This window comes from Lentzea sp. NPDC004789, from assembly GCF_053601075.1.
Window position 1 is genome coordinate 13,583 of record NZ_JBSGBE010000042.1, and the last position, 18,658, is coordinate 32,240.

The 18,658-nt window shown below is 69.8% G+C and carries 15 protein-coding genes; 9 read left to right on the plus strand and 6 right to left on the minus strand.

What is annotated here, in order from left to right; genetic code table 11:
- Positions 1–133 precede the first annotated feature (133 nt).
- Positions 134–3,094, minus strand: a complete 2,961-nt coding sequence (locus ACWEIJ_RS45250) for an NB-ARC domain-containing protein (protein WP_449843482.1) — start codon at positions 3,092–3,094, stop codon at positions 134–136.
- A gap of 232 nt (positions 3,095–3,326) precedes the next feature.
- Between ACWEIJ_RS45250 and ACWEIJ_RS45255 the strand changes: the two genes are divergently transcribed.
- Positions 3,327–4,451: a hypothetical protein gene (locus ACWEIJ_RS45255; protein ID WP_449843483.1), complete on the plus strand. Its 1,125-nt coding sequence runs from the start codon at positions 3,327–3,329 to the stop codon at positions 4,449–4,451.
- Between the two features lie 92 nt (positions 4,452–4,543).
- Here ACWEIJ_RS45255 and ACWEIJ_RS45260 read toward each other — a convergent pair whose 3' ends face one another.
- The gene (locus ACWEIJ_RS45260) at positions 4,544–6,559 is read right to left on the minus strand and encodes an ATP-binding protein (RefSeq protein WP_449843484.1); all 2,016 of its coding nucleotides are present in this window, start codon (positions 6,557–6,559) and stop codon (positions 4,544–4,546) included.
- A gap of 185 nt (positions 6,560–6,744) precedes the next feature.
- On the opposite strand from ACWEIJ_RS45260, the gene ACWEIJ_RS45265 reads away from it, so the two are divergent.
- Together ACWEIJ_RS45265 and ACWEIJ_RS45270 are read left to right on the plus strand one after the other, a co-directional pair.
- On the plus strand, positions 6,745–7,236 hold the full coding sequence (locus ACWEIJ_RS45265) for a MarR family winged helix-turn-helix transcriptional regulator (protein ID WP_449843485.1): 492 nt from the start codon (positions 6,745–6,747) through the stop codon (positions 7,234–7,236).
- A 49-nt stretch (positions 7,237–7,285) separates the two neighbouring features.
- Complete coding sequence (locus ACWEIJ_RS45270) at positions 7,286–7,885, plus strand: DsbA family protein (protein WP_449843486.1); 600 nt, start codon at positions 7,286–7,288, stop codon at positions 7,883–7,885.
- Between the two features lies 1 nt (position 7,886).
- On the opposite strand, the gene ACWEIJ_RS45275 is transcribed toward ACWEIJ_RS45270, so the two are convergent.
- On the minus strand, positions 7,887–8,804 hold the full coding sequence (locus ACWEIJ_RS45275) for a diguanylate cyclase (RefSeq protein ID WP_449843487.1): 918 nt from the start codon (positions 8,802–8,804) through the stop codon (positions 7,887–7,889).
- Between the two features lie 241 nt (positions 8,805–9,045).
- On the opposite strand from ACWEIJ_RS45275, the gene ACWEIJ_RS45280 reads away from it, so the two are divergent.
- The 4 genes from ACWEIJ_RS45280 (at position 9,046) to ACWEIJ_RS45295 (ending at position 12,953) form a co-directional block, all read left to right on the plus strand.
- Positions 9,046–9,753 (plus strand): hypothetical protein, encoded by a 708-nt coding sequence (locus ACWEIJ_RS45280; protein WP_449843488.1) that lies wholly within the window; start codon positions 9,046–9,048, stop codon positions 9,751–9,753.
- Between the two features lie 64 nt (positions 9,754–9,817).
- Complete coding sequence (locus ACWEIJ_RS45285; RefSeq protein WP_449843489.1) at positions 9,818–10,375, plus strand: hypothetical protein; 558 nt, start codon at positions 9,818–9,820, stop codon at positions 10,373–10,375.
- Positions 10,362–11,579, plus strand: coding sequence for an MAB_1171c family putative transporter (locus tag ACWEIJ_RS45290; RefSeq protein ID WP_449843490.1), 1,218 nt, complete (start codon positions 10,362–10,364; stop codon positions 11,577–11,579). The genes ACWEIJ_RS45285 and ACWEIJ_RS45290 overlap by 14 nt, the downstream gene beginning before the upstream one ends.
- Positions 11,580–12,953, plus strand: coding sequence for an NAD(P)/FAD-dependent oxidoreductase (locus tag ACWEIJ_RS45295; protein ID WP_449843491.1), 1,374 nt, complete (start codon positions 11,580–11,582; stop codon positions 12,951–12,953).
- On the opposite strand, the gene ACWEIJ_RS45300 is transcribed toward ACWEIJ_RS45295, so the two are convergent.
- Positions 12,937–13,410: a VOC family protein gene (locus ACWEIJ_RS45300; RefSeq protein ID WP_449843492.1), complete on the minus strand. Its 474-nt coding sequence runs from the start codon at positions 13,408–13,410 to the stop codon at positions 12,937–12,939. The genes ACWEIJ_RS45295 and ACWEIJ_RS45300 overlap by 17 nt on opposite strands.
- A gap of 402 nt (positions 13,411–13,812) precedes the next feature.
- Between ACWEIJ_RS45300 and ACWEIJ_RS45305 the strand changes: the two genes are divergently transcribed.
- Positions 13,813–14,766, plus strand: coding sequence for a helix-turn-helix transcriptional regulator (locus ACWEIJ_RS45305; protein WP_449843493.1), 954 nt, complete (start codon positions 13,813–13,815; stop codon positions 14,764–14,766).
- On the opposite strand, the gene ACWEIJ_RS45310 is transcribed toward ACWEIJ_RS45305, so the two are convergent.
- Positions 14,747–15,226 (minus strand): DUF4262 domain-containing protein, encoded by a 480-nt coding sequence (locus ACWEIJ_RS45310; RefSeq protein WP_449843494.1) that lies wholly within the window; start codon positions 15,224–15,226, stop codon positions 14,747–14,749. The two genes, ACWEIJ_RS45305 and ACWEIJ_RS45310, sit on opposite strands and share 20 nt — an antisense overlap.
- A gap of 195 nt (positions 15,227–15,421) precedes the next feature.
- Here ACWEIJ_RS45310 and ACWEIJ_RS45315 point away from each other — a divergent pair, with 195 nt between their 5' ends.
- Positions 15,422–18,376 (plus strand): TIR domain-containing protein, encoded by a 2,955-nt coding sequence (locus ACWEIJ_RS45315; RefSeq protein ID WP_449843495.1) that lies wholly within the window; start codon positions 15,422–15,424, stop codon positions 18,374–18,376.
- A 51-nt stretch (positions 18,377–18,427) separates the two neighbouring features.
- Here the strand turns inward: ACWEIJ_RS45315 and ACWEIJ_RS45320 are convergent.
- On the minus strand, positions 18,428–18,658 hold a 231-nt coding region (locus ACWEIJ_RS45320; RefSeq protein ID WP_449843496.1), incomplete at its 5' end, for a hypothetical protein.

Consider the following 18,658-nt stretch of genomic DNA (forward strand, 5'->3'; position numbering starts at 1 on the left):
CGAGAGTCGGGGATTCCAACGACGCCAGAATATAAACGGAAGCGCCCGACACACTCAAACGCGAGAAGCTTTCAAGAACGGGTGACACCCAAATGGCGTATCGATGCCGTTGACGACACGGAAAGTAGATCGGCTAACGCCGAACGTCGGTAGCCCGCCCCGCAACGGGTGATCCCGACCGTGTACGCGGAACACCGCGTTCGGCCAGCAATTCGCGCAGTTCAGCAGCTATTTGCGCACTGCGCCCGTGGTCGAGGTCGGCGAAGATCGCCTCCGCCCGTTCCAGCGCCTCCACTGCCCCGTCGAGCTGCGCATCACGCGCGAGAATGCGGCCGAGCACGTGCAACGCGGTCGCCTCGCTGAGTGGCGCCCCGGCCCGGCCGCAAAGACGAATAGCCTGACGCGCGTACCGTTTAGCATTCAACCAATTGCCGTCGTCCGACTCGATCTCACTCAGCAACGCGCACGCTTCACCGGCTCTGCCGACCGCCAGCAGGCGAGCGTGCTTGAGCAGTGCGGCCTCTGCGAAGCCTCGCGCTTCCGCGGTGCGTTCCTGCGCGAGTCGCAACGCGCCGAGCAGCTGCAGAACGGTCGCCTCGGAGGCCTCGTCCTCCTTTGCGCAGGCCAGCGCCAATGCCTGGTGATAATAAGAAGCCGCACGCTCGTAGTCGAAGGCGTGCTTGTACGCCTCCCCCGCCCTGAACAGGAAGATCTGCTCCATTCCACTGTCGGGAACCTTGCGCACCATCGCCAAAGCGCGCTCGTGGGAGTCGATTCCCATCGGAATGTTCCCGGTTGCCACCAGGATCCGGGCACCGGTGTGCAGACAGGCGGCAATCCCGGTGGTCTGATCGCCACCGGCCCGCACGAAACCCAGATGCGCCGCGTGGACGTAGTGCTCGGCACGCCCGTACTCCTGGCGCAGCAGGTAGGTCGCGCCGATCGAGTGCATCAGCACGGCCGCCTCGGCCTCCGCCGGCTCGCCGAGAGCCTTCGCAGCGGCGAGACCGGCGTGCAGGACGTGCAGCACCTCTTCGGTGCGCCCCTGCCTGAGCCAGATCTCGCCCACCAGCTGCGGAATCTGCATCGCGTGCTCGAAGTGTCCTGCCGCCAAGGCGAAGCGCACCAACGCGACGAGGTTCTGCGCCTCGGCCGCGCACCAGTGATGAGCGGCTGACGCGTTGTCGAAGCTCAGTGCGCCGACGTCCGCGGCACTGTCCGATGTGATCACCCGGACCAGCGTGGAGAACACCGTCATGTCGGCGTTTTCCGCTGTCCTCAGGTAGAAGTCGAGCATTCGGCGCTCGATCGCCACCCGTTCCTCGGCGTCGTCGAGCAGCCCGGCCGAGAACTCGCGCAGAAGATCATGAAGCTTGAACCGGTCGAGTTCACCGGCCTGTTCCAGCAAATGCGCTTCCACCAAGGCATCCAGCGCCTCGTGGACGCGACGCACCGGCAGCGCGGCCATGGCGGCCGCGGCGCTCACGCTGATGCCAGGCCCCGGATGTGCTCCGATCGTGCGGAACAGCAGACGCGCATCAGGTTCCAAGGCGCGCAAGGACTGCGTGAACACCGCGCGCGGACCGTGCATGGTGCCGATGTCGAGAACGCCGCGGTCGCGGAAGTGGTCGACGAACGCGCCCAGCCGCACGCCCGGTCTGGTCGCGATGTGGTTGGCGAGCACCTTCAACGCGATCGGCAGGCCGCCGCAGACCTGGGTCAGCTCCAGCAGATCGTCGCTGCCCTCACCGCGCTCGCCGATGCGGTCGAGGAGCAGGCGACTCGCCTCTCCGGCGTCGAGCGGATCGATCGAGATTCGTCGCGGCGTCAGGCGGGCCGCGAGTCCGGACAGCCTCGAACGGCTCGTCACCACGACGACGCAGGACGAGAACAACGGCAACAGGTGCTGGATCTGGCTGGTGTCACGGACGTTGTCCAGGATCACCAGGAGCCGGCGTCCGGACAGCACCGACTGGAGCTTGGCCAGGCGGTGCTCCGGGTTGGCGATCCGGTCCGGCGGTACGCCGAGGCCCTGCAGGAAGCGGTCGACGACGGATGAGGTGTTGAGCAGCGCACCGTCGGAAAAGCCTTGCATGTCAACGAAGAGCACGCCGGGGAACTGAGAGCGGCGGGAGTGCGCCCAGTGCACCGTGAGCGCGGTCTTGCCCACGCCGCCGACACCGGACACGACCACGACACCAGGTTGCGCGGTCGAGGCGTCCAACGCGACGAACTTGTCCTCGTGGCCCACGAACAGCGGAACGTCGAGCGGAAGCTGTTGCGGCGCGGGAACACCGGCCGTCGCGGTAGCCGGCTCGACGTGGGCGACTCCGTGTTCCTGGAGCTTGTCGTGGAACTTGCGCAGGTCGTCCGCCGCGACGTCGTTCAGGTCCGCACGAAAGGCCTTGTGCATGCTGAGGAACAACTGCGTGGCCTCTTCGGTCCTCAGCAACCGGTACAGCGCGTCCAGCCGATGCTTCAGCAAGGCCGGGTCGGCCAGGTAGTCCGGCTCCAGGTCGTCGAGCGTCTCGAGGACCGCGTTGTACTCACCGAGCACCAGGAGCTCTTTGCACAGCAGGTCGTAGGCGGGCATCTGCCGGTTCAGCAGGGCATTGCGCCGCCAGGCCGCGGCGCGGTCGGATTTCAGGTCCTCGAGCGGCACCTGATGACGCCAGATGAGGAATGCCGAGCGAATCGCTTCCAGCGCCTGCTGGTGATCACCGCCGGCGGCGAGTTCGCGCGCACGGTCAACGTGGTCGCGGAACTGGAAGTAGTCCACGAATTTGCGGTCGACGGCGAGCCGATAAGCTCCGCCGGACACCAACAATTCCACTCGGTCCGGCAATGATTCGAGCACGGAGCGAATCCGCGAGGAATACAGGTGCAGTGCCTGGGCCGGATTCTTCGGCAGCTCCTGTTCGTCCGACCAGATCCAGTCGACCAGCTCCGCCGCAGGTACCGCGGTACCCGGGCGGGTCAGCAGCACGGCCAGCATCGCGCGCTGCTTGAGCGGGCCCCATTGCGTGTCGACCTGCTCGCCGACACGTATCCCCGTTTGTCCCAGAATCGTGAATCGCGCACCCACCAGCGCCACCCCTCGCGTCCCCGCCAAAGAGTGTCCTCCCCGCCCAACACCAATGCAATGCACTCGTTCGGCCGAAGAAGACAGATAGATGACAGTCCAATGACATGAGCGCGTGAATGGCGGCGGAGACGCGTCCGATCGCCTTGGCGGAAGTGCGCTGAAGTGCGGGAAGAGTTTCTGACAGCGTGATGAACACTCGGGCCGGGACGGTCTTGGCATCGCTTCGACCGAGGAGGCCGAGATGAACTGGTTGACCACCCCGCTCGGCGCGGGAGGTGCGCACCGGGTGACGGTGCCGGGATGCCGCAAGGTGCTGGTGATCGTGCCCACGATGGTGGCCTGCACGCGGCTGCTCGACCTGCTGCCGTTGCTGGACAGCGACTTCCGGGTCCAGGTCTACTTCACGCAGCCCGATCCGTGCGGCCAGACCACGAGGTTGCTCGCGGCGATCGGTGCGTTGGTGGTGCCGTGGGAGATGGCGTCGCAGCACGAGTTCGACCTCGTGCTCGCGGCCAGTTTCCGGTACGTCGACCGGGCGCCGGGGCCGGTGCTCGTGCTGCCGCACGGGGCCAGTGCCCTGAAGTCGCGCAAACGGGCTCGGGCCGCTGGGAAGGACGCGCGGCCGGTGCACGGGCTCGACCGGCAGCAGCTCGTGCGCGGCGGGAAGGTGTCGGCGTCGGCGATCGTGTTGTCGCACGACCAGGAGCTCGACGTGCTGGCCGAGTCCTGTCCCGAGGCGTTGCCCGCGGCCGTTGTCGCGGGTGACATCTGCCTGGACCGGATGCGGGCGAGTCTGCCGTTTCGCGAGCACTACCGGCGGGCGCTGGGGGTTCGGCCCGGCGAGACGCTGGTGACCGTCAGCTCGACGTGGACCCGGGAGTCGACGTTCTGGCAACGCCCTGAGCTCTACCGGGAGCTGCCGCGCACCGCCAAGGTGGCCGCGGTGCTGCATCCGAACATCTGGGCCACGCACAGCGCCTGGCAGGTGCGGTCGTGGCTCGCGGGCTGCGACGTGACCGTCATTCCGCCCGAAGAGGGCTGGCGCGCAACGATGATCGCCAGCGACGTCGTCATCGGGGACTTCGGGTCGACCACCCAGTACGCCGCCGCGGTCGGTGCGCGCATGCTGCTCGCCACCTGTCCCGAGGTGCGCGACGGCAGCCTCGCGGACGCCCTGCGCCGGGCCGTGCCGACGTACGCCGGCGACCTCTCGGCGGCCGTGCCGGTACCGGCGTTCGCGGAGCTGGTCAGCTCGCGGCTCGACCGGTCGGGCGCGATCCTGCGGGCCGCCATGTACCGCCTGCTCGGCATTCCCGAGCCGGTTCACGCCGTGTCGGTGTCGCCGTGTTCGTTGCCGACGGTGTGATCAGGGCGGACGGCGTGCTGCTCGTCCGGGCCGACCGCGCGGCGCCGAGGTGGCGTGCGCTGGCGGACGTCCTGCTGGTGGCGCCCGAGCCGTCAACCGAGGTCGCGCTCGCGGTCGCCCGGCTGTTGTTGCAGCGGTACGTCGGGTGTTCGCTCGTCGTCGTTCCGGTCCAGCGCGACGATCCGGCCCCGGACGCGGTCGGCGCTCGGGTCGAAGGATTCGCCGTAGCAGGCCAGCGCGGAGCGGTAGTGGTCGCGAGCCTGCGGGAGATCGCCCTGCCGTTCGGCGATCTCGCCCATCAGCTCGAACGCATCGGCGACGTGCAGAGGCGAACCGGCGTCACGGACGTCCGCGAGCACACTGCGGGCGAGACGTGCGGCCTCGTCGAACCGTGAGGCGCGGAGTAGCGCACGGGACAAGAACATCCGTGCGCGCGCCTTGTCCACAACGTTGTCCAGCAACGCCTCAGCCTCGCGGAGTTCAGCGATCGCCTCGTCGACACGGCCTATCTCGATGAACAACTCGCCGATATGGCGGTGGGTGAGGCCGATGCCGCGCACGCGCTCATGGCGGGTCTCCGCGTCGAGGCCCTCGCGGAAGTACTGGAGGGCGACGTCGAACTCGCCCTTCAACCGGTGGATGTGGCCCAGCCGTTTCAGGGCGGTCGCACGGCTGCCGAGGTCGTGCTCACCCGCGAGGTCGAGCACGATGCGGGTCTCGGCGGTCGCCTCGTCCAGCCGGCCGAGGTTGCGGAACGCGACGGCGAGCTGGTTGCGCAGGCGGGATTCGGCGGTTCGTTCACCGCACAGCTGCGCGGCCCGCACGCCCAGTTCGTGGGTGTACAGCCAGTCCGCGTAGTGGTGTCGCCGTTGGAACAACGCGAACATGGCCTCGGCGAGCTGCCAGACCAGATCGGGCCAGCCGTGGAAGTCCGCCGCGCGCAACGCCTGCACGAGGTTGTCGCGCTCGTGGTCGAGCCAGTCCAGCGCTTCGGCCCGTGACCCGAACGCCTCGGGGTCCGCCGACTTGAAGCGCAGACCCACCCGCGGACGACCGGGAATCGCCGCCGCGTCCGCGACGACGGCCTTGTCCAAATAGAACTCCACAGCCCGATGGACCGCATCGACGCGTTCGCCGTCGTCCTGCCCACGGGCGTGCAACCGGAGGAGGTCGTGGAACCGGAACCGGTCGTCACCAACTTCGACGAGGAGGTTCTTCTCCACCAGGTCGTCGAGATCGTCCTCGACCTCGCCGACGTCGTCGGACACCATGGCCGCCGCGGCCGCCACGCCGAAGCTGGTGCCCGGATGCCACGAGACGAGCCGGTAGAGCCGGGCCTGCCGCGGTGGAAGGTCCACATAGGACAGATCGAGGACCGCGCTCACCGAGGCCGACCCGCCGAGGTCGAGACCGGCCAGCCGGCGGTTCTCGGTTCTCAGCTCGTCGACCTCCCTCGCCAGCGTGCGCCGCGGCCGCCGGGACAGCCGTGCGCCGATCACCCCGAGCGCGATCGGCAGCCCACCGCACAACTGTGCGAGCTCACGGGCCGCATCGGCCTCGACGGCGAGCCGGGGTTCCCCGACGACGCGTTCGAGCAGCTCCACGGACGCCCGCAGGTCCATCGGATCGACCTCGATGAACCGTGCGCCGTCCATGCCGAGCGGGCTGAGCCGCCACCGGCTCGTCACCACCACCACGCAACCCGGTGACGCGGGCAGCAACGGCCTGACCTGTGCCGCGCTGGCGGCGTTGTCCAGCAGGATCGAGAACGACCGGTCCGCCGTGAGCGACCGGAAGAGCGCCTGTCGTTGCGGCAGCGTCGGCGGCACGGCCTCGACGCCGAGCGCCCCGAGGAACCACTCGAGCACCTCCTCCGGTTGCGCGGGCTCCGCGTGGGCGCCGAGATCGACGTAGAGCTGGCCGTCGGGGAACTGCTCGCGCGTGTCGTGCAACCACCGCAGCGCCAACGAGGTCTTGCCGACCCCGGCCGGCCCGCTGACCACGACGAGCAGCTGGTGGTCCTCGTGCTCGTGCCACCGGTCGAGCTCGGTCAGCTCGTCCACCCGGCTGACGAACACCCGCGGCGCGGGCGGCAACTGTTGCGGCACAAGGTTTCCAGGTGGCCCGGAATGGATGTGCACAGTTCCGATCGACCCCGCCTGCACCACGTTCCCCGCAGACCCGGACACGGTGTTCTCGACTCTTGCCACCCGGCACCACCCCCAGGACCACGCTAGGACTTCGAGGAACTCCAAGGCAGCCGCCAAATCGGCGGACGAATACCCTGGCGAACGTGGAAGCCGTGGACATCGAGACTCCGCAGGACGCCGCGGCCAACGCGCTGGTGCTCGCGTTCGGACGGTTGCAGGGCGCCGCGAACCGTCTGGAGTACCTGCTGGGGCGCGCGTTGGAGCGGGAATGCGGGATCACGCACCTGGAGTTCGAGGTGCTGCTGATCCTGGGGCGGGCCGGCACGCCGGGGATGTCGATGCGGGCGATCAGCCAGGAACAGGTGCTCACGACCGGCGGGGCGACGCGGGTGATCGACCGGCTGGAACGCGAAGGGCTCGTGGCCCGCACCGCGCACCCCACCGACCGGCGCGGTCGCCTCGTCACGCTCACCCCGGCCGGCGCGGACAAGCTGGTCCAGGCAGCGCGGCTGCACGTCGAGAACATCAAGCGGTACTTCGTGGAGCCGTTGCCGGAACAGCATCGCGAGCGGTTCGCCGAGGACCTGCGGCTGCTCAGCCACGCGGCACGGGACGCACTGCCACCGCTGAAGTGAAGCAGCTCACAGCCGGAATACCTGACGAGTCAGGGAGTTTGTACCGGTCGTGAAGCTCGTCTACGTCTTCGACGCCTACTGCGGCTGGTCGCACGCCTTCTCCGGCACCCTGGAGGAGGTCGTCGCACGCCACCCGGACCTGCCGGTCGAGGTGGTCTCCGGCGGACTGTTCACCGGCCAGCGGCGGGTGCCGATCCGCGAGTTCGGGTTCATCAAGGGCGCCAACGCCCAGATCACCGAGCGGACCGGGGCCCGGTTCGGCGACGCCTTCGACGCGCTGCTCGCCGACGGGTCGTTCGTCATGGACTCAGAGGCCGCCGCGCGCGGGCTGATCGCGTTGCGCCAGGCCGCGCCGGAACGGGCCGCCGAGCTCGCCATCGCGATGCAGCAGGCCTTCTTCCACGACGGGTTGAGCCTGTCCGACGCGAAGACCTACCGGACGATCGCCGACGCGTTCGGCCTCGACTCCGACGCGGTCGTGGGCACCTTCAAGACCTCCGAGCCCGACGCCGACTTCGCGCTGGCGGCACGGCTCGGCGTGAGCAGCTTCCCCACGTTGATCGCCATGCGCGGCAACGACGCGTTCGTGCTCGCACGCGGACACGCCACCGCCGAGCAGATCGAGCAGCGGCTGGCCGCGCTGAGCTGAGTCAGTGCACGCGCCCCTGGTGGCGGTTCGTCCACGCCGCCACCGCGGGCAGCACGTCGGTGATCCACTCGCGCGCGGCGGCGGTGAGTTCGTAGCGCGACGCCCGGCGGTGCACGAAACCGTTTTCCTGCAAGCGTTCCAGGGTGGAGTGCACGTTGGGCCCCAGCGTCGCGGCGAGCTCCTCCAGCGCTTTGGCGCCATCGGACAGTGCAACCAGGACGTGCGGCAGCTGGTCGCTGCTCATCAGGTCCTGCAACGCCAGCAGGTGGTGCAGCACCGGGACTGCGGCGTTGCCGCGGTCGAGGTTGCGTTCGGGCGCGGACGCGCTCGGGTCGTGCACCTGCACGCGGGCGCGGCCGCTGCGCTTGGCGCGCTGCAACGCCGCGTCGGCGTCGCGGACGAGGTCGATGAGCACGTCCTCGCCGCCCGGCACGTGCGACGCGACGCCGATGGACGCGGTCTGCCCGTGCAACGTCATGCCATAGCCGTCGTTGGTGGTGATTTCGGTCTGCAGTGCACGAATTCCGCGCAGCATCCGTTCGGCCACGACGGCCGCCTCGCCGGCCGGGGTGCGCGGCAGCAGCACGAGGAACTCATCGCCGCCGTATCGGCACACGAGATCCGCCGACCGCGTGTGGGTCTTCAGCACGTCCGCCACATCGCTCAGCACGACGTCGCCCGCCGGGTGGCCGTACTCGTCGTTGATCTTCTTGAACCGGTCGAGGTCGATCATGAGCAGCGCGACCTGCTCCCACCGGCGCTGGGCACGGCGGTACAGCGCCGGCGCCTGATCGTCCCAACCCCACCGTCCCAGCAGGCCGGTCAGGCGGTCGGTGGCCCACGCGCCCACCGGCTGCGCGCAGGAACCACAGCGCGAGGGAGCGCTCTCGTCGTGCAGGCGCAGAGAACCGTAGTTCACAGGTGACCCCGTCCGCGCAGTCGTCATGAGTCCCCCCAGACATCAGCTCTGACTGGCTCTAGCTGCCTGCTTCAACTGAGGTGACGTCGTTCGGATCAAACGCGACACATCAGTGCAAGCGGCGGAGTGTGATCATAGGACTACCGACAGGTGGATTCAACCCCTGTGATGCCATATGCTCTCCGGGTTCCACAACAGTGGAATGATCGCTGGCCAGGGGTCGCTCCAGCGGAGGTGTGGCGTGAGGCCGTTCGCCGAGGTGCTCAACGAGCTGTGCACCAACCCGCCCAACGGCGAAGGCAAGGTGACCAACGTAGCGCTCGCCGCCGCGGTGAAGTCACGGGGTGGGGACATCGGGCACGGCTACATCTCGCAGCTGCGGCTCGGGGTGAAGGACAACCCGACCTGCCAGGCCATCGTGGACCTCGCCGGCGCGCTCGGCGTGCACCCGGCGGTGTTCCTCGGCGGCCGGGGCGAGCTGCACCCCGGTGAACGGCCGGGCTGGCGGCCCACCGCGCTGAGCACGCTCTTCGAGGCCGTGCACCCACCGGACCGCGGACCGTGGTCACCGGAGGAGGTCGCGGCCGCGATCAGCTCGTCCGGCCAGTTCGGCAGCATCTCCGCGAGCTACATCCGCGAACTGCTCAGCAACACGAGCGACAACCCCCGGCTCAAGCACATCCTCGGCCTAGCCGACCACTTCGGTGCCGATCCCGCGTACTTCTTCGACGACGACCTCGCGGCGCGGGTCGACACGGAGCTGACCGACTTCCTGGCGTTGCGCGAGCTCGGCGTCGTCGAGTTCGTCACCCGTCTGGCCGAACGCACGGGCGAACTGTCCCCGCAGGCCCGGGCCGCTGCGGTAGAAGGGTTCCGGCAGGCGCTCGAAGTCGGCGAGGGCTGGTCGTTCCCACTGAACAGCCGCCGTACATCTCCGGACCAGACTTGATGACGACAACGGCGTGAAGATCTCCGCTTGGACCGTTGCAGACGACATCGAGAGGAGGCGACGGGTGAACCGCAGGAAACTGCGCAAGCTGGTCGACGAGGTCGCCCGCGACCTCGACCTGCCGCCCGACGCCACGCACAGGGACGCGAGCCGCCGGGTCTGCGAGCTGATGAGCGAACGACTGGGGCGCCGCGTCGACGTCCGCTTCGCCGCCATCACGAACGCGGTCTGCCTGAGCGGCGCGACCGCGTTGCTCGAGAACGGCACGTACCTCGTGATCTGCGCCGACTCGCCGTCCTGGTACCACCGGCTGCACGTGCTGCTGCACGAGTTCGCGCACGTGCTGCTGGAGCACCAGCCGGTGGCGCTGAGCCGCAGCGAGGGCATGCGCAAGCTGGCACCGCACCTGCTGCCGCGGATGGCGCAGATCATCGCGGGCCGCACGACCCTGACCGAGGACGAGGAGCGCGAGGCCGAGAACCTCGCCGACCACCTGCTGGAACGCCTGACGGAACACCGGGTCTGGGCCGACACGGCCGCGACCGAGGAACCGCCGCACGTGCGGCGGGTGGCCGAGTCCCTCGAAGGAAGATCTCGCTGGGTGCGTCGTGGCGATCTTTAACCTGATCTACCTCTCGTGCGGCGTCGTCGGACTGCTCCTGCTCGCGTACAAGATCCGCGCGCTGCGGTCGAGCTGGGGCAGTCCCCGTGTCGTGGCGCTGATCTCCACCTGCTTCTTCTCCGCGTTCGCCGTGCTCTTCGCGGCACCCGCGAACATCACCTGGATCAACTGGGTGAGCGGCGTGCCGAACTTCGCCGCGTTGCTCGTCTACAGCCTGGTGGTGTGCTTCGCGGGGTCGGCGTTCGCGCTGGTGCTGTACTGGCGCTACCCGGCGGCCCAGGCGTGGCAACGGGTCCGGCTGATCGTCGTCAGCTACAGCACGATCGTCGCGGCCATGATCGTGCTGTTCTCCAAGTCCCACGTCGGGGAAGAGCGCCAGGTCGACTTCGACACGTTCTACGCCACGCAGCCGACGATCGCGGTCTTCCTGTTCATCTACCTCGTGGCCACCGGCATCGGCTGCGGCGGCCAGGCCTACCACTGCTGGCAGGGCTCGCGGGACGAGGCGATCGCCGCCCGGCCCTGGCTCGCGCTCGGGCTGCGCTGGTACTGCGCGGCGGCGCTGTTCCCGATGGCGTTCGCGGTGATCAAGCTCTTCGTGCTGCTGATGGACTGGGCGGGTGAGCGCAGCTTCGACGTGCTGAGCCTGACCGCGCCGCTGATGGCGTCGCTGTCGATGATCCCGCTGGTGATCGCGATGGCGCTGCCGGTGTTCGGTCCGCGCCGCCCGTCGCCGTCGTTGTGGCTGCGGCGCTGGCGGACCTACTTCGCGTTGCGGCCGCTGCACCGGGCGCTGGTGCACGTGAACCCCGGCATCGTGCTGGTGGCGCCGGGCAAGTTCCTCAACCCGCACCACCGCGTGCGGCGGCAGATCATCGAGCTGAACGACTGGCGCTGGGCGCTCACGCCGTACTTCGACCTGACCGTCGGTGAGGCGGCCACTTCTCTCGCGCGCCAGGCCGCGCTGCCGTCCGACGAGGTCGTCGCCGTCGTGGAGGCCGCGCAACTGCGGGCAGCCGGTTCGTCCGGGCGTTCGTCGAAGCCCGCGAAACGCCGTCCGGCCGCGGAGATCGTCGACGGCACCGACCTCGCCGCCGAGCACGACAGGTGGGTGCGCATCTCACGCGCGTTCCAGCACTCGCCGATAGTCGACGCGGCCGTCGCCGACGCCACGGGCGTGCGAGCAGCAGGGGGAAAAGAGTAAATGGCACCCACACACGCCGTCGTCCTCGGCGGAGGGCTCGCGGGCATGCTCACGGCGTCCGTCCTCGTCCGGCACTTCAGCGAGGTCACCGTGGTGGAGCGGGACAAGCTGCCGGACGGCCCCGGCACCCGCTCAGGCGTGCCGCAGGCCCGCCACGCGCACCTGCTGATGTCCGGTGGCGCGCGGGCGATCGAGTCGCTGCTGCCCGGCACGTTGGACGCGTTGTTCTCGGCCGGCGCCCACCGGATCGGCGTGCCGAACGACCTGGTGTCGTTGAGCGCGCAGGGATGGGTGCCGCGGTTCCCCGAGATGCAGTTCATCGTCTCGTGCAGCCGGGGCCTGCTGGACTGGGTCGTCCGCACGCAGGCGTTGCGGGACAACAAGATCTCGGTGCTGACCGGCACCGAACCGGTGTCGTTGCTCGGTGACCGGCACGCGGTGTCCGGGGTGCTGGTCGAGGACAGGGTCTCGCGCGAGCAGATCTCCCTGGAGGCCGACCTGGTCGTGGACGCGACCGGCCGGGGCTCGCGGCTGCCGTCGTGGCTGGAGTCCTTCGGGCTGCCGGCCGTGCACTCCGAGAGCGTGGACTCCGGCCTCGCCTACGCCACCCGGATCTTCCAGGCCCCGCCGTCGGCGACCGCCGGTTTCCCGATCGTCAACGTGCAGGCCAACCCCCGCGACCCGCATCCGGGCTGCACGGCGACCCTGCTGCCCATCGAGGACGGCCGCTGGCTCGTGACGCTGTCCGGAACGCGCGGCGGAGAACCCTCGACCGACGAGTCGGAGTTCGTGGCGTTCGCGCGTTCCGTGCGCAACCCGGTGGTCGGCGACCTGATCGCCGACGCCACCCCGCTGTCGCCGGTGTACGGCTCGCACAGCACGGCCAACCGCCGGATGTTCTACGAGCGCATGAAGTCCTGGCCGACGGGGTTGCTGGCGCTGGGCGACGCCGTCGCCACCTACAACCCCGTCTACGGCCACGGCATGTCCGTCGCGGCGCAGAGCGCGCAGGCCCTGGACGCGGGCCTGCGCGCGGGAGACTCGGCGCAGCGGATCCAGCGCGGCATCGGCAAGGTGGTCGACGGCGCCTGGGCCATGGCCACCAACCAGGACATCCTGTACCCCGGCGCGGTCGGCAAGCCGCTGCCGCTGGCCGGACGCGTGCTGCAGCGGTACGTCGACCGGCTGGTGCGCACCGCGACCACCGAGACCGCGGTGACGCGGGCGTTCCTGGAGGCGTTCACGCTGTCCGGCCCGATGGCGAACCTGCTCAGCCCCAAGGTGGTCTGGGCGACCATGCGTGGTCCCCGTTCAGCGCCCCCATCGCCGACGCTGACCGCGGCCGAACGCTCGCGAGTCACGTCAGCGGACTGAGGTTTTCGCCCTGCACGTAGGCCATGGCCCGGATGAACGCCGGGTCCTGCATCCTGGCGGTCAACTCCTCCGCGGTCGGTTCCGCGACGCGCTGATGCACCCACCACAGGTTGCCGAACGGGTCGGTGAACCTGCTGACCCGGTCACCCCAGAACAGCTCGGTCGGCTCGGTGACCACCGTCGCCCCGCGCTCGGTCGCCCGCTTCAGCACCTCGGCGTCGTCCGCGACGTAGAGGCGGAGGAACGCCGGCGTGCGCGGCCAGTCCGGGCGGTCGAACAGCATCACCACCGAGTCGCCGATGCGGACCTCGGCGTGACCGATCTCGGGTGCCTCGCCGACGCGACCGAGTTCGACGGCGTCGAACACCTCCGTGATGAAGTCGATCAGGTCGGCGGTGTGGCCTGCGGTGATCATCCACGGGGTGACGGTGTGGTAGCCCTCGGGCACGACGTTCATCGGGTCTTGTCCCTTCGTTGTTGTCGGGGACGACCGTATGGCGGGTGTAGGACGGTTTCGGTCCTACTTGGTCGGACGCGTCACCGCCGCCAGGCCCCGCCTCGCTACTCAGCAGCGACCGCTGAGGGCCCGGACGCGATACCGCGCCGCCCAACCAGACCGTCCCCACCACATCGCACCCCGCAGCCACAGCTCCAGCTCCAGGCCCAGGCGCTGTATGCGTCACCACCTCCAGACCACGTCCCCGCCGACATCCGCACCGGCACCGCCTACACCGCCACCGCCACACCCCCGCCGCCTACACCGAACTCGCCTTCCCCACGACGAGCACACCCCACCGCCGCCCACACCCCACCGCCCGCACCAACCCGGCCTCCCCCATCACCGCCTAGGTTGGACGGCGTGAGTGATGCGGCCCGGTTGTTGCGTCTGCTGTCGCTGCTGCAGACCCCGCGCGAATGGCCCGGCAGCGAGCTGGCGCAGCGGTTGGGTGTCACGTCGCGGACGGTGCGGCGGGACGTCGACCGGTTGCGCGACCTCGGGTATCCCGTCGAGGCCACGATGGGGGCGCTCGGCGGGTACCGGCTGGGGGCGGGCAAGGCGATGCCGCCGTTGTTGCTCGACGACGAGGAGGCCGTTGCCATTGCGGTCGGGTTGCGGACGGCCGCGCGGCAGCCCGTGGCGGGCATTGCCGAGGCGTCGCTGCGGGCGTTGGCGAAGCTGCAGCAGGTTCTGCCGCCTCGGCTCGCGCGGCGGGTGTCGTCGCTGACGGCGGCCACTGCGGCTGCCGCGGCGCCGTTCGCCTCCTTGGTCGACCCGGCTCAGCTCACGATCGTCGCCGGAGCGGTGCAGGCGAGGGAGCGGGTGCGGTTCGCTTACGTGGCGCAGGAAGGCGTGGCGTCCAAGCGGCACGTTGAGCCTGTTCAGTTGGTAGCGCTGGGGCGGCGCTGGTACCTCCTCGCCTTCGACGTGGAACGGGACGACTGGCGGATCTTCCGGCTGGACCGCGTCTCCGCCGCCGTCGCCACGGGGGCCCGGTTCGCGGCACGGGTGGCGCCGGGTGGGGACGCGACCGCGTACGTCACGCGGAAGATGTACGAGACGGCGCCCACCTTCCGGGCGCGGGCGGCGCTGCGGTTGCCGGTCGAGGTGGCGCGGGCACGGCTGGCGGACTTCGCCGGCGACCTGTCAGCCCTCGACGACGACTCGTGCACCTGGCACAGCGTCGAGGACACGATCGACTACCTCGCGTTCCGCCTGACCTCGCTGGGATGCGACTTCACCGTGCAGGGGCCGCCAGAACTGGTCGAGCACCTGCGGATCATGGGTGAGCGGATCAACCGCTCGGTGGACTAGCTCTGACGCCCAGCACCGGCTGACCGCCCAGCACGCCGGCGTACGACGGGTCCCACGGCCAGCGGCCGGACTCGTCGGCGTGCACGAGCTGCAGGGCGGCGATGCCCTCGCCGTACAGGCGCGCGGACACCAGCAGGTGGGCCCACGGGCGCGCCACGCGGACGATCTCCAGCAGCGGGCCGCCTTCGAGCGCGAACCGTTGGCCTGGCGAGGGAACGCAGCTGTGCGACAGGTGTTCGGCGGTGTCGTCGAGCAGGCGGCCGGCCTGCAGGACGGGCATGCCCGTGACGACGAGCTCCGGCAGGCCGCGCACGGTCAGCCCGACGGTGTACGCCCACGGCGGATGGGCCCGGTCCCGTTCCACGGCCTGCACGGCCCAGCCGCGGGCGTCGATGCAGTGGCGCAGGGTGGCCAGGTGTTCTTCCATGCGGCTGGCGGGGTGATCGCAGTCCCAGCACATCGCGGGCTCCTCGGGTGAGTGGGCAACGGGTCTCGTCCAAGTGTGCCGAGGAGCACCGACAAGATCGTTTGGGCAGTTCGTGGACAGAAGATGGACAAACGATCTGTCGGCTGTCTGGATCGTTAGTCTGCGACGCACGGAGGATCGTCCATGCGCCAACGACCGCTTCTCATCGCGCAGGGCTGCGGGGACTGAATGGAACTCGAACCCCTCGCCCACGCGATCAGAGCCGCCCAGGCCGCCGCCCGCCGCGGCGACGTGCACGGGGTCGACCACGCCTACGGGGAAGCGGCCAAGATCAGCCGCGTCGTCGCACACGACCACTGCGCCACCCTGCTGAGCCTCGGCGCGATCAGGCGGGCCGCCCAGCGCTGCGACTCCTACCTCGCCTCGGACGACACCGAACTGAGGGTGCTCAGAGCCCAGATCCGCAGTGCCACAACGGATCACGCCGGAGCCGAGCGAGACGTGCGGGAACTGCGCAGGCGACGGCTCAGCGAACTGCAGCAGGCGAGACTCGCGCGCGTCGCGGCACTGGCCGCCGCCGACCGGTTCGACTACCCCACCGCGGAAAGCGAGCTCGACGCCGCCGAACGCCACTTCCGCCGAGCGGGTCATCCCGAGCAGCTGGAGGCCATCGGCAACGACCGGCTGCTCCTCGACGTGCGCCGCAACACGCGCGTGCCGAAGATCGACGACCAGACTCCGCACACTCCGGCCGAATTCCTCAGACGGGAAGCGGCGCTGCGGCGCGAGATCAGGTACGAGGAAGCCCTCGCGTTGATGACGAGGTGCGCCACCAGCTACGAGATCGAACCGGCGCTGCGGTTCGCCGTGCACCTGGAGCTGACCGTCCTGCTCGTGCTGACCGGACAGCCAGGCGCCGCACGCAGGCTCTTCCCGCTGCTGGTGGCCGCGGCCGGACCGGAGGTCCTCTCGAAGCTCCCCGACGCCACGCAGACGCTCGCCCCGCAACGCCACCTCGACCACGTCCGCCGCCTGATCGCGGAAGGACGGCTCGCGACGGCGGAAAGCCTGCTGTGCGAAGGGAACTCCGCCCTCTGGCACCTCACCAAGGCCGAGCTCGCCCACGCCCGGCAACGCCTCGACGAGGCCGTCCGGCACTTCCGCCAGGCAGCGGCACGCACCGAACACACCGAGCTGAAAGCGTTGGCACTGCGCAAACTCGGTGACACCCTCGCCGACGCCGGAGACGAGCAGCAAGCGACCAGGTGCTGGACCGAAGCCGGTCACACCGAAGAGGACTCGGCCCAGGACATCCCCCGCCTCCAGCTGTTGCGCGCGGCCGGGGACGAGCACGACAGCCGCGTCCTGGCCGCGGTCCGCCGGGTCCGGCGCGACGGCAGGAAGGCGTTGCCAGGGCTGGTGGTGGCGGTCGAAGCCGCCAGGAGCACCACGATCCTGACCGAGCCTCGCGACCTGCCGGGGTTCACCGACCTCAGGTCGGCCCAGCACTGGCTGCGCGGTGTCACCGCACACCTGTCCCACGACCAGGCCGTGTGGATGATGCACGCGACGCCCGACCGGCTGCACCACGTGCTCATCGGCCGCAGGATCACCCATCTCACCGCGGACGTGCACCTCAGCGAGCTCGCCGAGACGATTCACCGGATCAGGGCGTGGAAACCCCGCCACACCCCGGCGGTGCTCGGCACCCTGCTCGCCGAACTGGCCGGCCTGATCGCGCTGAAGGAAGTGCTCAAAGCCCTGCCCGCCAGCAGGATCGTCGTGGTGGCGGGAGGCGTCCTCGCCGACATCCCGCTCGCGGGCCTGCCCGTCGACGGCCGCCACCTCGGCCTCACGCACGCCCTGTCGACCCTGCCGTGCCTCTCCGCCCTGCCGTCACTGCAGCAGCGAGCCCTCGACCAAAGAGGCGACGAGACAACGACTTTCCGCGACCCGGCAGAGCTCGAACGCACCCTGAAAGAACATCGCTTCCACCGAGTCCGCATCGATTCCTCCGGCGGCGAAAGGCTTTCCGAGGAGACGTTGGGGCACATGGACTTCAGCGCGTGCGGCACGGTCGTGCTCGGCACGTCCCACGGCAGGGCCGGCCACGCGCGCTCGGTGCTCACGGCGGGCGCGGGAGCCGTCGTGGCGGCACGGTGGAAGCCCGAGGACGACGCCGCACGCAGGGTGCTCGACGCGTTCGACCGCAACCTGGCCAAGCTCCCCCGCGATCGCGCCCTGCAGCACGCGCTGCGCGAGGTCGCCGACCGGCACCCGGCCGACTGGGCGTGCTGGTCCCTGCACGGCGACGCGGGCGTGCAGACCACGGCGGGCCCGCTGCGCAGAAGACTCAGGAAGAACGGAGAACCAGTGCCGCTCGAAACCCGACCCAAGGTGTTCCTGTCGTTCGCCGGCAAGGACCGTCCGCACGCCGAGCAGCTGCGTGCCGAACTGGAGGAGCGCAACGTCAGCGCCTACCTCGACGAGCAGGAGGCGGTCGCGGTCAACGACGGGCTGGGCACGTCCGACTACCACGTCCTGCTGTGGTCGTCGAACACCCAGCGACGCGACCGGCTCACCGAGGAGTGGGCGGCGGCGTTCAGCTTCGAGGTGACGCGCCGCCGCGCCTTCCTGTTCATCGTGCGGCTCGACGAGGAACCGCTGCCGCCGCTGCTCGCGCCCCGCAAGCACGTCGACCTGGTGGAGGCCGCCGACCGCCTGGTCGCGACCTGGCGCGCGGACCGCAAGTCCGAGCTCCCTGTTTTCCCGCAACCGGTGCCGCCGGCACCGGACGGCCCGACCGTCGCGATCTCGGTGCGCAGCCACGACCTGGGCGTCACGCACGTCGTCATGGCACCGCTGCACCTGACCGGGGCCGAGCTGTACCGGACGGTGTCCCAGGCCCTGCAGCTGCCGGCCGAGCAGGCGACGTTCGACGGCACGATCGGAATGCGGTTCTCCTACGAGCTCTTCCAGCACAACGAATCGATCCCCGCTGGTCAGTCCACTGTGGACCTCACGGGCGATCTCGTCGACATCGCGGTCCGCGTCGAGTCGTTCGGCAAGGGCGGCACCCGTGACAACAGGGAGTACCGCCCCGACGACGAGCTCGACGAAGGCCTGGACGTCGACCAGCAACGCATGCTGCTCGTCGCCGCCTTCCGGCATCTCCTTCCCTGACAACGGACCTGCCCCCGGAGACGAAGTCCGGGGGCAGGTCCGCTGGTCAACTCAGACCCTGCGGCGGCGGCCCTGCAGCAGCAGGAACGCACCTCCGGCGATCAGGGTCAGCGCCGCCAGGAGGAGGCTCCACACCGACGCACCCGTCCACGCCAACGGCGGTGCGGGCGGCTTGGGCAGCAGGCCCGCGTCGAGGGTGAGGTCGACGCGTTTGTCCTTGCCGAGTTTGACGACGTGGGTGCATCCGGTGGCCGGGTCGGCGTCGGAGTCCTTGCCGTCGTC

Bases quoted from the DNA above. Each gene is read 5' to 3' on its own strand.
- ACWEIJ_RS45255 (WP_449843483.1), top strand. From the start codon at position 3,327: ATGAACTGGTTGACCACCCCGCTCGGCGCGGGAGGTGCGCACCGGGTG.
- ACWEIJ_RS45295 (WP_449843491.1), top strand. From the start codon at position 11,580: ATGGCACCCACACACGCCGTCGTCCTCGGCGGAGGGCTCGCGGGCATG.
- ACWEIJ_RS45300 (WP_449843492.1), bottom strand. From the start codon at position 13,410: ATGAACGTCGTGCCCGAGGGCTACCACACCGTCACCCCGTGGATGATC.
- ACWEIJ_RS45310 (WP_449843494.1), bottom strand. From the start codon at position 15,226: ATGTGCTGGGACTGCGATCACCCCGCCAGCCGCATGGAAGAACACCTG.
- ACWEIJ_RS45315 (WP_449843495.1), top strand. From the start codon at position 15,422: ATGGAACTCGAACCCCTCGCCCACGCGATCAGAGCCGCCCAGGCCGCC.